Source organism: Pseudomonas sp. CFBP13528 (genome assembly GCF_005233615.1).
Taxonomy (GTDB): Bacteria; Pseudomonadota; Gammaproteobacteria; order Pseudomonadales; family Pseudomonadaceae; genus Aquipseudomonas; species Aquipseudomonas fluorescens_AM.
Map to the genome: position 1 here is coordinate 435,115 of NZ_QGAJ01000003.1, position 14,270 is coordinate 449,384.

A 14,270-nucleotide genomic window follows, 5' to 3' on the forward strand; every position below is an offset into this window, starting at 1 on the left:
CATTGGTTTATGGTGTTTTCAAGAACCCGGGCGGGCCTTGAGCTGCTCGGCGGCGGCTTTGGCCAGGTCCGGTGGCAGGAAGTCTTTATCCGGGTTGTAGTCGGCTTTCAAATAGCGCGTCAGGTCCTGTAGGTCCCCCGGATTCAGCGTGCCCGCTGCCTGCTTCAAGCGCAGGTTGTCGAGGATGTAGTCGTAGCGGCTGTTGTTGTAGTTGCGCACCGATGAGTAGAGCCGGCGCTGGGCGTCCAGCACGTCGACGATATTGCGCGTGCCCACCTGATAGCCGATTTCCGTGGCTTCCACCGCGCTCTGGTTGGAGATGATCGACTGGCGGCGTGCTTGCACCTGTTCCACGTCGGTATTTACGGCGCGGTGCAGGTTGCGGGTATTTTCCACAACCTGGCGGCGCAGGCCTTCGCGTTGCTGCTCGGTCTGGCCCAGGCGCGAGTAGGATTCACGTACCTGGGAGCTGGTCAGCCCGCCGCTGTAGATCGGGATGTTCAGGCGCAGGCCGATGGTGCGCTGTTCGACGTCGCCGCGATAGGGCGTGCCGAACGCATTCGGGTTGCTGAAACCCAGAGCATCGTTATCGCCTTTTTCGTACTGCGCCACCGCGTCGAGGGTGGGCGCGTGGCCGGCCTTGCGCTGCTTGAGGGTTTCTTCGGCAGCGGTGACGGCGTAGTTGCTGGCCAGCAGGTTCAGGTTCTGGCGGCCGGCGGTTTCGACCCAGGCCTTGGCGTCGTTCGGCAGCGGCGGCAACACCGGCAGTGTGTGGACAATGCCCTGGATCGAATTGTATTGGCGATTGGTCAGCGTGATCAGTGCCTCGAACGCGTCTTCCACCTGGCGCTGCGCGAGGATGCGGTTGGCCCGTGCCGTGTCGTAGCTGGCCTGGGATTGCAGCACGTCGGTCTTGTCCGACAGGCCCACATCGAAGCGTTCATTGGATTGGTCCAACTGACGTCTGAAGGCATTTTCTTCAGCCTTGGTCGAGGCCAGGTTGTCTTGCGCGCGCAGTACGGCAAAGTAGCTTTCGGCGCTCTGCAGGATCAGGTTCTGTTCGGTCGCCGAGAGCTGCAGTGCGGCCTGCTCGTTGGTGGCTTCGGCGGCTTGCAGCTGGAACCAGCGGTCGGCACGAAACAGCGGCTGGCTCAATGTTGCACGCCAGGAGTGCGCATCGCGATTGGCGGTGGCGGCCGGCGTGTCGATCTGGGTGCGCACGTTATTGATGTCGGCACCACCGGTCAGGTTCGGCAGCAACCCGGCGCGGGCCTGGGGCACCACTTCTTTTTGCGCGCCGTATTGAGCGCGGGCCGCTGCTAGATCGGCGTTGTTGTCCACCGCTTCCTGGTAGACGCTGACCAGGTCGGTTCTGGCGGACAAGGGCGCTTCAGCTGCCCAGACCATTCCATTGGTCGCACAAGACACGGCAACTGCCAGTGAAAGTTTGCGCAGCATGAGGCGATCCCTGAGTAAATATTACGATGATAATTTATCGCTCAAGGCTACGGTGACGAAACAGGAGCGTCAAGCCTTGAGGCAGCTCAGGAGTGTAGTGGCCGGGCCTCGGCACAACAATCCTGTAATCACGCCATTTATCATCCTGACTACAGCGTCATTGGCAATTTGCCCACGCCCTGGTCTAGACTGGGCAGGTTCTTGTCGGGGTGCCTTGTTGGAAGGCTGAGATCGGTAAATACCGGATCCCGTTGAACCTGATCAGGTTAACGCCTGCGTAGGGAACAAGATTTCTCGTCACCCGGCGAGTCCTCTTGTGCTTCGTCCGGGAAGTTGTTCGACCATCGAACAGCCCTCGTGCGCCAAGCACAGCACTGATTCCAGTGCGTCCGTCCGCCACAGGTTCGCTCCGACAAAAATCCACCGCCTGGATAAGTTGGAGAGCCCGTGATGAGCACAGAAATAAAAAGTACAAAACTCAAAGATACCGTGCACCTGAGTGAATCGGCCAAGGTCGACGCAGGCTCGGTGCAGCCGTTTACCCGCTCGCAGAAAATCTACGTACAAGGCACTCGCCCGGACATCCGTGTACCGATGCGCGAGGTCAGCCTGGACGTGACCCCCACCGATTTCGGCGGTGAAATCAACGCGCCCGTGGTGGTCTATGACACTTCCGGCCCGTACACCGACCCCAACGTGATCATCGACGTGCGCAAAGGCCTGGGCGATGTGCGTTCACCCTGGATCGAGTCCCGTGGCGACACCGAGCGTCTGTCGGGTCTCAGCTCGCACTTCGGCCAACAGCGCCTCAGCGATGCCGAGTTGACCGCGCTGCGCTTCGCCCATGTGAAGAACCCGCGCCGCGCCAAGGCCGGGGCCAACGTCACGCAGATGCACTACGCGCGCAAAGGCATCATCACCGCCGAGATGGAATACGTCGCCATCCGCGAAAACATGAAGCTCGAAGAGGCCCGCGCCAGCGGCCTGCTCGACCAGCAACACGCCGGCCACAGCTTTGGCGCCAGCGTACCGAAGATCATTACCCCAGAGTTCGTGCGTGAAGAAATCGCCCGTGGTCGCGCGATCATCCCGGCGAACATCAACCATACCGAACTGGAGCCGATGATCATCGGCCGTAACTTCCTGGTGAAGATCAACGGCAATATCGGCAACAGCGCCCTGGGTTCTTCCATCGAAGAAGAAGTGGCGAAACTCACCTGGGGCATCCGCTGGGGTTCGGACACGGTGATGGACCTGTCCACCGGCAAGCACATCCACGAAACGCGCGAGTGGATCATCCGCAACTCACCCGTGCCGATCGGGACCGTGCCGATCTACCAGGCCCTGGAAAAAGTCGGCGGCGCCGCCGAAGACCTGACCTGGGAGCTGTTTCGCGACACCCTGATCGAACAGGCCGAGCAGGGTGTCGACTACTTCACCATCCACGCCGGCGTGTTGCTGCGCTACGTACCGCTGACCGCCAAACGCGTCACCGGCATCGTTTCCCGTGGCGGTTCGATCATGGCCAAGTGGTGCCTGGCCCACCACAAGGAGAACTTCACCTACACGCATTTCGATGAAATCTGCGAAATCATGAAGGCCTACGACGTCAGCTTCTCTCTCGGCGATGGCCTGCGTCCGGGGTCGATCGCCGACGCCAACGACGCCGCGCAATTCGGTGAACTGGAAACCCTCGGCGAGCTGACCAAGATCGCCTGGAAGCACGACGTGCAAACCATGATCGAAGGTCCTGGTCATGTGCCGATGCAATTGATCAAGGAGAACATGGACAAGCAGCTCGAATGCTGCGATGAGGCGCCGTTCTACACCCTCGGCCCGCTGACCACCGACATTGCGCCGGGCTACGACCACATCACCTCCGGCATCGGCGCGGCGATGATCGGCTGGTTCGGCTGCGCCATGCTCTGCTACGTCACGCCCAAGGAGCACTTGGGCTTGCCGAACAAGGATGACGTGAAGACCGGGATCATCACCTACAAGATCGCCGCGCACGCCGCCGACCTTGCCAAGGGCCACCCGGGCGCGCAGATTCGCGACAACGCGTTGAGCAAGGCGCGCTTCGAATTCCGCTGGGAAGACCAGTTCAATCTGGGCCTGGACCCGGACACCGCGCGTGCCTATCACGACGAAACCCTGCCGAAGGATTCGGCCAAGGTTGCGCACTTCTGCTCGATGTGCGGACCGAAATTCTGCTCGATGAAAATCACCCAGGAAGTGCGTGAATACGCGGCCAACCAGCGCATTGACGCGGTGGATGTGGACGTGGCCAAGGGCTTGGCCGAGCAGGCGGAGCGCTTCAGGCAGGAAGGCAGTCAGCTCTACAAAAAGGTCTGATCCGGGATTGCAGGCGCCTGTACCGGCCTCATCGGGGGCAAGCCCCCTGCCACATTTGACTGTGTTCACAATTCAAGTGTGGGAGGGGGCTTGCCCCCGATAGCATTCTTTCAAACAACAAATGTCCCTCAGAGATTTCATCCTTGAGCATTCAACCCAGCACTTACTCGCCTGACATCGCGGTGCCTTCTGACAAGCGCGTCTTCGGCGCCCGCGACCTGTTTTCCCTGTGGTTCTCTCTCGGCATCGGCCTGATGGTGTTGCAAACCGGCGCTTTACTGGCGCCGGGTCTGGGGCTGTCCGGCTCATTGTTGGCCATCTTCCTCGGCACCCTGGTCGGCGTGCTGTTGCTGGGCGCCGTCGGCGTGATCGGCAGCGACACGGGGCTGTCCGCCATGGCCGCGCTCAAGCTCAGCCTCGGTACCCGAGGCGCGAGCCTGCCGGCGCTGTTGAACCTGCTGCAATTGGTTGGCTGGGGCGCGTTCGAGATTATCGTGATGCGCGATGCGGCCAGTTTGTTGGGCGCGCGCGCGTTCAGTGAAGGCAGCCTGTTGGCGAACCCCTTGTTGTGGACCGTGTTTTTTGGTGGCCTTGCCACCGTGCTGGCGGTGAGTGGCCCGTTGACGTTCGTGCGGCAAATCCTGCGCAAATGGGGCATTTGGCTGCTGCTCGCGGCCTGTCTGTGGCTGACCTGGAACCTGTTCGCCAAGGCCGACCTCGTCGCGCTGTGGGCCCAGGCCGGTGACGGTTCGATGCCGTTTGCGGTGGGCTTTGACATTGCCATCGCCATGCCGCTGTCGTGGCTGGCGCTGATCGCCGACTACTCACGCTTTGGCAAACGCGCGAAAAGCGTGTTCGGCGGCACCGCGCTGGGGTTCTTTATCGGTAATTTCTGGCTGATGAGCCTGGGGGTGGCCTACACCCTGGCATTTGCGCCCAGCGGTGAAGTGAATGCACTGCTGTTGGCCCTGGCCGGAGCCGGCCTGGGTATTCCGCTGTTGCTGATCCTGCTGGACGAGTCGGAAAACGCGTTTGCCGATATTCACTCGGCGGCAGTGTCGAGCGGGATGCTGCTGCGTTTGAAGGTCGAGCACCTGGCGTTGGCCATTGGTGTGATCTGCACCGTGATCGCCTGCCTGGCGCCCCTGGTGCAATACCAGAACTTCCTGTTGCTGATCGGTTCAGTGTTTGCGCCACTGTTCGGCGTGGTACTGGTGGATCACTTCATCCTGCGCCGTCGGCGCCAGGGCGTAGTGACCCTGCTGCATTGGCCGGCGCTGCTGGCGTGGCTGGGCGGCATCGGCACCTACCACCTGCTGGCGCACTTCTATCCGGATCTGGGTGCAACCCTGCCGGCATTGCTGCTGGCAGGGTTGCTGCAGTTCATCCTGGGGCGCGCGGTCAGTGGCGCGCGGGCATCAGCTCGGGCTTGATCACCCCGGTCAGGCGCGCATAGGGGATGGTGATTTCGATCAGCCCCTGGGCGTAGGGAGCAATGGTGGTGACGTTGTACTTGAGCACCACGCCGCCGCTGGTCAAGGCCACGTTCGGGGTTTTCTGGAACGGCCAGTTCTTCACGAACTCCGGATCGCGGTCCATCTTGGTGTTGATCAACCAGCTGTTGTGGGCAACTTTTGCCGTATTCCAGAAGGCCTGCTCCTGGCCGGGCAACAGCATGTCGGCCAGGCTCAACTCCTTATGCAGCACCCGTGAATAATTGATGAAACCGCGGCCAGGTTCACCGTGGGCCACGCCGGTGTCCAGGTAGCTGGACACTTCAACGATCACCAGTCCGTCATGCTGCTCACGTACCTTGGCCTGCAAGTACATGCTGTGGCGGTCGGGGGATTCGCGCAGGAACTTGTCCCGGTAGGCATTCAGGGTCGCAGGGACGCTGGCGCCGGGCGTGGTGCGGGTCATCTGCAGCAGGCGCTGCTCGACCAGGTTGTCGAGTTGCGGATCGGCGGGGAAATGCACGGTGTCGATGTTCACCAGCGGACAATCAGGGCTGCCGCAGCCGGGCTTGATCTGCTCCGACTTGTCGGTGGTGACGTCCAGCGGTTTGAGTTGGCCGGGCTGGAACAGGCTCTGGCAGGCACCCAGGGTCAAGGCAATACAAGCCATGGAGGCGATTTTTAAAAGCGACATGTGTGTCCTTCGTAAATCGATGGAAAGCGAAAAGAGTAGCGCTTGGACTGCCAACAGGGCCGCCAGTTCGCCACTAGACTGATTAGCGTGAGTTTGACGCCCGCCGTCTATCCCGGCAACCGGAAAGGGGCTGCGCCGAGTCGCTTGGGCGCGTTAGGATGGCGCCCATTGCACGGCTTATGACGAGGAAGAATATGACGGACGTTACGAAGGCGACGCCGAAGAACATCGAAATTGTCCAGCGCGACTCTGCCTACAAGGGCTTCTATCAGCTTGATCGCGTGCAACTGCGCCACGAGAAGTTCGACGGCGGCATGAGCCGCGTGATCAATCGTGAAGTCTTTGTGCGCCATGATGCGGTGTGCGTACTGCCCTACGATCCGCAGCGCGATGAAGTGGTGCTGATCGAGCAGTTCCGCGTCGGCGCCATGGGCCGAACCGACAACCCGTGGCTGGTGGAAATGGTCGCCGGCCTGATCGACAAGGACGAGCAACCCGAGGAGGTTGCACACCGCGAAGCCGAGGAGGAAGCTGGGCTGACATTCTCCGCACTGTGGCCGATCACCAAATATTTCCCGTCGCCTGGCGGCAGTACCGAATTCGTCCACCTGTACCTGGGCCGTTGCGACAGCTCACAGGCCGGTGGTATCCATGGATTGGAAGAAGAGGCCGAAGATATCCGCGTGACCACCTGGGCATTCGAAGATGCCTTTCAGGCTGTGCGCGACGGCAGGATTTCCAATGCAGCCAGCATCATCGCCCTGCAATGGCTTGCGCTTAATCGCGCGGAAGTGAGGGGGCTATGGCAGTAAAGGCACGGGAACGTTACCGGGTTGACCTGATCGGGCTGCAAGCCGCGTGCGAGGCCAACTATGCGCGGCTGATGCGCCTGCTCCCCGACATGCGCCACACGCCAGAGGCGCGGCGCATTGCCGTGACCCACGGCGACCAGATGCTGGGCGTGCTGACCCTGGAAGTCATCGTCAATTGCCCGTACACCACCACCCTGCGCGTGCGCCAGGAGCACAGCCTGCCCTGGCTGCCGGTGCCGCAGCTGGAAGTGCAGGTGTACCACGATGCACGCATGGCCGAAGTGATCAGCGCCGAACACGCGCGACGCTTTCGCAGCATCTATCCTTACCCGAATGTGTTCATGCACCAGCCCGATGAGAAAGCACAGCTCAATGTGTTCCTCGGCGAATGGTTGAGCCACTGCCTGGCCTTGGGCCATGAGTTCGAAGTCGTGCGCTAGATGTGAACTGCGTTTGTTTCCCTGGGTTTCCTCTTTGTGTCCTGCCCCAGCATAATTGCCTCACCTGTGTATTCCTGTGACCGCTAGGGAGAGCGCCTTGCCGAGCGTATCCGCCATGAACCCCGACGCTGCGCTGTTGGTGCAACTGTCCGACAGCCATTTGTTTGCCGAGGCAGACGTCACATTGCTGGGCATGAATACCCGCGACAGCCTGCAGCGGGTGATTGATCTTGTGCGCGAACAGCAGCCGTCTGTCGATCTGGTACTGGCCACGGGGGATCTGTCCCAGGACGGCACACTGGCGTCATACCGGCAATTTCGCGACATGACTGCGCCTATAGGCGCTCCCGCGCGCTGGCTTCCCGGCAACCACGATGAGCCGCAGATCATGGCGAGCGCTGCCGTGCACAGCGACCTGCTGGAGCCGGTGGTTGACGTGGGCAACTGGCGCATCACCCTGCTGGACTCCGCCGTACCCGGTTCCGTGCCCGGCTATTTGCAGGACCAGCAGCTGCAACTGCTGGTCCAGGCCTTGAGTGAAGCACCGAACCGGCATCATCTGGTGTGCCTGCATCATCACCCGGTGTCGATCGGCTGCGCCTGGATGGAGCCTATCGGCCTGCGCAATCCGGACGCGCTGTTTGCCGTGCTTGACCGGTTCCCCCAAGTGAAAGCCGTTTTGTGGGGGCATGTGCACCAGGAAATCGACAGCGAGCGCAACGGCGTGCGCCTGCTGGCGTCGCCGTCCACCTGCATCCAGTTCGCGCCGGGCAGTGAGGACTTCCAGGTCAGCGACCAGGCCCCAGGCTATCGCTGGCTGCGCTTGCATGCCGACGGGCGGTTGGAGACCGGGGTGGAGCGGGTCAAGGATTTCGCCTTTACCGTCGACTACGGCAGCAACGGCTATTAATAGCTGTAAACACTGAGCAAAAATGTGGGAGGGGGCTTGCCCCCGATTGCGCTGTGTCAGCTGCCACATGTGCTGACTGACACTCAGCCATCGGCGGCAAGCCGCCTCCCACATGGGTTCTCACACAGGCCCTCGATCCCTGTAAACTGCGCCTCTTTGGCCTGAGTCGCGGAGAGCCCGGCATGTCTGCTTCGATCCTTTATATCCACGGTTTCAACAGTGCGCCGGCCTCCAACAAGGCCAGCCAGTTGATCACCGTGATGGGCAAGCTTGGCCTGTCCGAGCAGTTACGTGTTCCGGCGCTGCATCACCATCCGCGTCAGGCGATTCCTCAATTGGAGGAGGCCATCGCAGAACTGGGCAGGCCGCTGCTGGTCGGCAGTTCATTGGGCGGCTACTATGCAACCCATCTTGCCGAACGCCATGGCCTCAAGGCGCTGCTGGTCAACCCGGCGGTCAGCCCCCATCGGATGTTTGACGGCTACCTGGGGACCCAGAAGAACCTCTACACCGATGAAAGCTGGGAGTTGACCCTCGACCACGTCACGGCGTTGGCCGAGCTGGAAGTACCGGCCCCTCAGGACGCCGCGCGTTATCAGGTGTGGTTGCAGACCGGGGACGAAACCCTGGATTATCGCCTGGCCCAGCAGTATTACCGTGCCTGTGCCTTGCGCATCCAGGCCGGTGGCGACCACGGTTACCAAGGGTTCGCCCAGCAATTGCCGGCACTGCTGTGCTTTGCCGGCATTGGCGCTGATCAGTATCAATCCTTCGATTTTTCGTCACTGTAAAAATCGCAGGTCACTTTTTAATCGAACGACTCACGACGAGACCCCATGGCCACTCCCAGCGCTAGCTCTTATAACGCCGACGCCATCGAAGTCCTCTCGGGCCTCGACCCGGTGCGCAAACGCCCCGGCATGTACACCGACACCAGTCGGCCGAACCACCTTGCCCAGGAAGTCATCGACAACAGCGTCGACGAAGCCTTGGCCGGGCACGCCAAGTCGGTGCAGGTCATTCTCCACGCCGACCACTCCCTGGAAGTGTCCGACGACGGTCGCGGCATGCCGGTGGACATTCACCCCGAAGAGGGTGTGTCGGGCGTCGAGCTGATCCTCACCAAACTGCACGCCGGCGGCAAGTTCTCCAACAAGAACTACCAGTTCTCCGGCGGTTTGCACGGCGTGGGTATTTCCGTGGTCAATGCCTTGTCCACGCAGGTCAGGGTCAAGGTCAAGCGCGACGGCAACGAATATCAGATGACCTTCGCCGATGGCTACAAAGCCACCGACCTCGAAGTAATCGGCAGCGTCGGCAAGCGCAATACCGGTACCAGCGTGTACTTCGCGCCGGACCCGAAATACTTCGATTCGCCGAAATTCTCCATCAGCCGTCTCAAACATGTGCTCAAGGCCAAGGCCGTGCTGTGCCCGGGCCTGTTGGTGAGCTTTGAAGACAAAGGCACTGGCGAAAAGGTCGAGTGGCACTACGAAGACGGCCTGCGCTCTTACCTGGAAGATTCGGTCAGCGACTTCGAGCGCCTGCCCAACGCGCCGTTCTGCGGCAGCCTGGCCGGTAACAAGGAAGCCGTCGACTGGGCGCTGTTGTGGTTGCCCGAGGGCGGCGACAGCGTGCAGGAAAGCTACGTCAACCTGATTCCCACCGCCCAGGGCGGCACCCACGTCAACGGCTTGCGCCAGGGCTTGCTGGACGCCATGCGCGAATTCTGCGAATACCGCAGCCTGCTGCCGCGCGGCGTGAAGCTGGCGCCGGAAGACGTATGGGAGCGCATCGCGTTCGTGCTGTCGATGAAAATGCAGGAGCCGCAGTTCTCCGGCCAGACCAAGGAGCGCCTGTCCTCCCGCGAAGCAGCGGCGTTTGTTTCCGGTGTGGTCAAGGACGCTTTCAGCCTGTGGCTCAACGAGCACCCGGAGTTGGGCCTGGCCCTGGCGGAGCTGGCGATCAACAACGCCGGTCGTCGCCTCAAGGCCAGCAAGAAGGTCGAGCGCAAACGCATCACCCAGGGCCCGGCATTGCCCGGCAAGCTGGCCGACTGCGCCGGGCAGGACCCGATGCGCTCCGAGCTGTTCCTGGTGGAAGGGGATTCCGCTGGCGGTTCCGCCAAGCAAGCGCGGGACAAGGAGTTCCAGGCGATCCTGCCGTTGCGCGGCAAGATCCTCAACACCTGGGAAGTCGATGGCAGCGAAGTCCTCGCCAGCCAGGAAGTGCATAACATCGCCGTGGCCATTGGGGTCGACCCTGGCGCGGCGGACATGAGCCAGTTGCGCTACGGCAAGATCTGCATCCTGGCCGACGCCGACTCCGATGGTCTGCACATTGCCACCTTGCTGTGCGCGTTGTTCGTGCAGCACTTCCGCCCGCTGGTGGATGCCGGTCACGTCTACGTCGCCATGCCGCCGCTGTACCGCATCGACCTGGGCAAGGAGATTTTCTACGCCCTGGACGAAGCCGAACGCGATGGCATCCTCGACCGCCTGGTGGCCGAGAAGAAGCGCGGCAAGCCGCAGGTCACGCGATTCAAGGGCCTGGGTGAAATGAACCCGCCGCAATTGCGCGAAACCACCATGGACCCGAACACCCGGCGCCTGGTGCAGTTGACCCTGGAAGACTTCGCCGGTACCTCGGAAATGATGGACATGCTGCTGGCGAAAAAGCGTGCGCCGGATCGCAAAGCCTGGCTCGAATCCAAGGGCAACCTGGCCGAGGTGCTGGGCTGATGCGCACAGGCGTCGCCCTGGCGATCCTGATGGTGTGCGGGTTGGCGACCACCGATGTGGCTGCCGCGCCCGTGGCTGAGCTCAAGTGGGTGTCGGAACATCCGGTAGACGGCATGCGCGGCGGCAACCTGTCGGGCCTGGCGCTGTGCGGCAAGGACCTGTGGACGGTATCGGACCGTGATGATGAGCAGATTTATCGTCTGGACACCCGCGAGCCGACCTGGAACGCCGAGGTATTGAAGATCAATGTCCCCCCCGTGCCCGAATCCGGCCTGCCGTGGGGGCTGCGCTCGCGCACCACGGCGGCTTCGTTCATTCGCGGTGGGGACCTGGATTTCGAAGGGATCAGCTGTGATGCCGCAGGCAACCGTTACATCGTCAGCGAAGCCCATGCGGCGGTGTTGCAGGTACCGGCAGCCGGTGCGCCCGAGTGGTTGAAAATCGCCCCGGGCATGGTGCGCGAGGCGCGGGCCAGCGGCATGTTGCTGCACTTCAATGCGTTGTTCGAGGGCCTGACGGTGAACCCGCAAGGCAATCAGATCTGGCTGGCCGCCGAGCGTGAGCGCCGTGGCCTGATCTCGATCAAGCGCGGGCAGAGCGTGTGGGATTGCGAGGGGGCTTGCGTATTGTTGAGCGAGGCCGGGCTGGAAGTGCAGCCGGCGCAGTTCACCAACGCCAAAGCCGTGTCCAAGGATTTTGCCGACCTGGCGCTGTTCGACGGCAAGCTGTTTACCCTGGAGCGCAATGCGTTCCAGATTTGCCGACGCGATACGGTGACGGCCAAGGTTGAGCTGTGCTGGTCGTTTGCCGACGACACCCTGACGCCCGAACGGCGTTACCCCCAGCCCTATGGCCTGGCCGAAGCCCTGGTGGTGGACGCCGACGGCGCCTGGATTGGCATCGACAATAATTTTGGCGCACGTGCCGACGGTGAAAAGCGCCCGGTGGTCTATCGTTTCGCCGCGCCGGCCGGTGGCTGGAGTGCCCAGCCATGAGCCGCGACTTTTTTGAATTGAATCAGCGCAGCGGCAGTTCCGCTGCGCCTTACCCAATGATGAGGCCCGCATGAGTGACATCCTCGCAGACAGCTTAGATGGCGTAGAACGCCGATCGCTGGCTGACTTCACCGAAAATGCCTACCTCAACTACTCCATGTACGTGATCATGGACCGTGCCCTGCCGCATATCGGCGACGGCCTGAAGCCGGTACAACGGCGCATTATCTACGCCATGAGTGAGTTGGGCCTGGACGCTGACTCCAAGCACAAGAAGTCGGCGCGTACCGTCGGTGACGTGCTCGGCAAGTTCCACCCCCACGGCGATTCGGCGTGCTATGAAGCCATGGTGCTGATGGCCCAGCCGTTCAGCTACCGTTACACCCTGGTCGACGGCCAGGGTAACTGGGGTGCGCCGGATGATCCCAAGTCCTTCGCCGCCATGCGTTACACCGAGGCGCGTCTGTCGCGCTACTCCGAAGTTCTGCTCAGCGAGCTGGGCCAGGGCACCGCGAACTGGGGGCCAAACTTTGACGGCACCCTCGACGAACCCCTGGTATTGCCGGCACGTCTGCCGAATATCCTGCTCAATGGCACCACTGGCATTGCGGTCGGCATGGCCACCGACGTGCCGCCGCACAACCTGCGCGAAGTCGCCTCCGCCTGCGTTCGTCTGCTGGATGAGCCCAAAGCCACGGTCGAGCAGCTGTGCGAGCATATCCAGGGCCCGGACTACCCGACCGAAGCGGAAATCATCACGCCGCGCGCCGACCTGCTGAAAATGTACCAAACCGGCAAGGGCTCGGTGCGCATGCGCGCGGTGTATCACGTCGAAGACGGCGACATTATCGTGACCGCGTTGCCGCATCAGGTGTCCGGCGCCAAAGTGCTGGAGCAGATCGCCGCGTTGATGCAGGCCAAGCCGTCGAAACTGCCGCAGGTCGCCGACTTGCGCGATGAGTCCGACCACGAGAACCCGTGCCGCATCGTAATCATCCCGACCAACAGCCGGGTGGATCATGAAGTGCTGATGCAGCATCTGTTTGCCAGCACCGACCTGGAGTCCAGCTACCGGGTCAACGTCAACATCATCGGCCTGGACGGCAAGCCGCAGCTCAAGAACCTGCGCAATCTGCTGGTGGAATGGCTGGAGTTCCGCGTGCAGACCGTGCGCCGCCGCCTGCAATTCCGCCTGGATAAGGTCGAGCGCCGCCTGCACCTGTTGGACGGCTTGTTGATCGCTTACCTCAACCTGGATGAAGTGATCCATATCATCCGCACCGCCGAGCACCCGAAGGCCGAGTTGATCGCGCGTTTCGAACTGAGCGAAATCCAGGCTGACTACATCCTCGACACCCGCTTGCGCCAGTTGGCGCGACTGGAAGAAATGAAGCTGCGCGACGAGCAGGACGCATTGCTCAAGGAACAAGCCAAGCTGCAAGCGCTGCTGGGCAGTGAAGCCAAGCTCAAGAAGCTGGTGCGCAGCGAACTGATCAAGGACGCCGAAACCTACGGCGATGACCGCAGGTCGCCAATTGTCGAGCGTGCTGAAGCGAAAGCTCTGACAGAAACCGAGCTGTTGCCCAACGAGAAAATTACCGTCGTTCTGTCGGAAAAGGGTTGGGTTCGCTCCGCCAAAGGGCATGATATTGACGCCACCGGTCTTTCGTACAAGGCCGGTGATGGCTTCAAGACTGCGGCGGCTGGGCGCTCCAACCAATTTGCAGTGTTTATTGATTCTACGGGGCGCAGTTATTCGGTGCCGGCCCACACGCTGCCTTCCGCACGAGGGCAGGGCGAGCCGCTGACCGGGCGCCTCACGCCGCCACCGGGGGCGAATTTCGAGTGCGTGCTGCTGCCGGACGATGATTCGTTGTATGTCATCGCTTCCGACGCCGGTTACGGATTCGTGGTCAAGGGTGAAGACCTGCAGGCCAAGAACAAAGCGGGCAAGGCGCTGCTGAGCCTGCCGAACAATGCCAAGGTGATCCTGCCGCGCCCGGTGGAGGATCGTGAGCACAACTGGCTGGCCTCGGTGACTACCGAAGGGCGTTTGCTGGTGTTCAAGATCAGCGACCTGCCGCAGCTGGGCAAGGGCAAGGGCAACAAGATCATTGGTATCCCGGGAGAGCGGGTGGCCAGTCGCGAAGAGTACGTGACCGACATCGCCGTCATCCCCGAAGGCGCTACGCTGGTGCTTCAAGCCGGCAAGCGCACGCTGTCGCTGCGCCCTGACGACCTTGAGCACTACAAGGGCGAACGCGGTCGACGCGGCAACAAACTGCCTCGGGGCTTCCAGCGAGTGGATGCTTTGTTGGTGGAAACGCCTGCTTAAGGCGAACTAGAGGCCTCGATCTACGATTTAACGCGTAGATCGACGCTTTGGCGCTGGAGTCATGGCGCATATTCAC

General features: G+C 61.7%; 11 protein-coding genes and 1 riboswitch. Of the genes, 9 read left to right on the forward strand and 2 right to left on the reverse strand.

What is annotated here, in order from left to right:
* Positions 1 to 18: 18 nt before the first annotated feature.
* Complete coding sequence (locus PspCFBP13528_RS08585; protein WP_137199995.1) at positions 19 to 1,458, reverse strand: TolC family outer membrane protein; 1,440 nt, start codon at positions 1,456 to 1,458, stop codon at positions 19 to 21.
* 195 nt (positions 1,459 to 1,653) lie between these two features.
* Positions 1,654 to 1,759, forward strand: a riboswitch (TPP riboswitch).
* A gap of 149 nt (positions 1,760 to 1,908) precedes the next feature.
* Between PspCFBP13528_RS08585 and thiC the strand changes: the two genes are divergently transcribed.
* Positions 1,909 to 3,813, forward strand: a complete 1,905-nt coding sequence (gene thiC, locus PspCFBP13528_RS08590; RefSeq protein ID WP_065951535.1) for a phosphomethylpyrimidine synthase ThiC — start codon at positions 1,909 to 1,911, stop codon at positions 3,811 to 3,813.
* Between the two features lie 143 nt (positions 3,814 to 3,956).
* Positions 3,957 to 5,246, forward strand: a complete 1,290-nt coding sequence (cytX, locus tag PspCFBP13528_RS08595; protein WP_137199996.1) for a putative hydroxymethylpyrimidine transporter CytX — start codon at positions 3,957 to 3,959, stop codon at positions 5,244 to 5,246.
* On the opposite strand, the gene PspCFBP13528_RS08600 is transcribed toward cytX, so the two are convergent.
* Positions 5,215 to 5,961 carry an RsiV family protein gene (locus PspCFBP13528_RS08600; protein ID WP_065951533.1) on the reverse strand — a complete coding sequence of 249 codons (747 nt, stop codon included), beginning with the start codon at positions 5,959 to 5,961 and terminating at the stop codon, positions 5,215 to 5,217. The genes cytX and PspCFBP13528_RS08600 overlap by 32 nt on opposite strands.
* Positions 5,962 to 6,155: 194 nt before the next feature.
* Between PspCFBP13528_RS08600 and PspCFBP13528_RS08605 the strand changes: the two genes are divergently transcribed.
* The 7 genes from PspCFBP13528_RS08605 (at position 6,156) to parC (ending at position 14,194) form a co-directional block, all read left to right on the forward strand.
* Complete coding sequence (locus tag PspCFBP13528_RS08605; RefSeq protein ID WP_065951532.1) at positions 6,156 to 6,773, forward strand: NUDIX domain-containing protein; 618 nt, start codon at positions 6,156 to 6,158, stop codon at positions 6,771 to 6,773.
* Entirely contained in the window at positions 6,764 to 7,213 is a 450-nt protein-coding gene (locus PspCFBP13528_RS08610; protein ID WP_003209507.1) for a DUF1249 domain-containing protein, read from the forward strand. Before PspCFBP13528_RS08605 ends, PspCFBP13528_RS08610 begins: the two co-directional genes overlap by 10 nt.
* 97 nt (positions 7,214 to 7,310) lie before the next feature.
* A complete protein-coding gene (gene cpdA, locus PspCFBP13528_RS08615; RefSeq protein WP_065951531.1) occupies positions 7,311 to 8,123 on the forward strand; it encodes a 3',5'-cyclic-AMP phosphodiesterase in 813 nt (270 codons plus the stop codon).
* Positions 8,124 to 8,305: 182 nt separating this feature from the next.
* On the forward strand, positions 8,306 to 8,914 hold the full coding sequence (locus tag PspCFBP13528_RS08620; RefSeq protein WP_065951530.1) for a YqiA/YcfP family alpha/beta fold hydrolase: 609 nt from the start codon (positions 8,306 to 8,308) through the stop codon (positions 8,912 to 8,914).
* Between the two features lie 45 nt (positions 8,915 to 8,959).
* A complete protein-coding gene (gene parE, locus PspCFBP13528_RS08625; protein WP_065951529.1) occupies positions 8,960 to 10,864 on the forward strand; it encodes a DNA topoisomerase IV subunit B in 1,905 nt (634 codons plus the stop codon).
* Positions 10,864 to 11,859 carry an esterase-like activity of phytase family protein gene (locus PspCFBP13528_RS08630; protein ID WP_137199997.1) on the forward strand — a complete coding sequence of 332 codons (996 nt, stop codon included), beginning with the start codon at positions 10,864 to 10,866 and terminating at the stop codon, positions 11,857 to 11,859. Before parE ends, PspCFBP13528_RS08630 begins: the two co-directional genes overlap by 1 nt.
* Positions 11,860 to 11,929: 70 nt before the next feature.
* The gene (parC, locus tag PspCFBP13528_RS08635) at positions 11,930 to 14,194 is read left to right on the forward strand and encodes a DNA topoisomerase IV subunit A (RefSeq protein ID WP_065951527.1); all 2,265 of its coding nucleotides are present in this window, start codon (positions 11,930 to 11,932) and stop codon (positions 14,192 to 14,194) included.
* The last annotated feature ends 76 nt before the right edge of the window (positions 14,195 to 14,270 follow it).

Excerpts from the sequence above, each read along its gene's own strand:
- parC (WP_065951527.1), top strand. The coding sequence starts at position 11,930 with ATGAGTGACATCCTCGCAGACAGCTTAGATGGCGTAGAACGCCGATCG.
- PspCFBP13528_RS08620 (WP_065951530.1), top strand. The coding sequence starts at position 8,306 with ATGTCTGCTTCGATCCTTTATATCCACGGTTTCAACAGTGCGCCGGCC.
- PspCFBP13528_RS08605 (WP_065951532.1), top strand. The coding sequence starts at position 6,156 with ATGACGGACGTTACGAAGGCGACGCCGAAGAACATCGAAATTGTCCAG.
- PspCFBP13528_RS08600 (WP_065951533.1), bottom strand. The coding sequence starts at position 5,961 with ATGTCGCTTTTAAAAATCGCCTCCATGGCTTGTATTGCCTTGACCCTG.
- thiC (WP_065951535.1), top strand. The coding sequence starts at position 1,909 with ATGAGCACAGAAATAAAAAGTACAAAACTCAAAGATACCGTGCACCTG.
- PspCFBP13528_RS08630 (WP_137199997.1), top strand. The coding sequence starts at position 10,864 with ATGCGCACAGGCGTCGCCCTGGCGATCCTGATGGTGTGCGGGTTGGCG.
- PspCFBP13528_RS08585 (WP_137199995.1), bottom strand. The coding sequence starts at position 1,458 with ATGCTGCGCAAACTTTCACTGGCAGTTGCCGTGTCTTGTGCGACCAAT.
- parE (WP_065951529.1), top strand. The coding sequence starts at position 8,960 with ATGGCCACTCCCAGCGCTAGCTCTTATAACGCCGACGCCATCGAAGTC.
- PspCFBP13528_RS08610 (WP_003209507.1), top strand. The coding sequence starts at position 6,764 with ATGGCAGTAAAGGCACGGGAACGTTACCGGGTTGACCTGATCGGGCTG.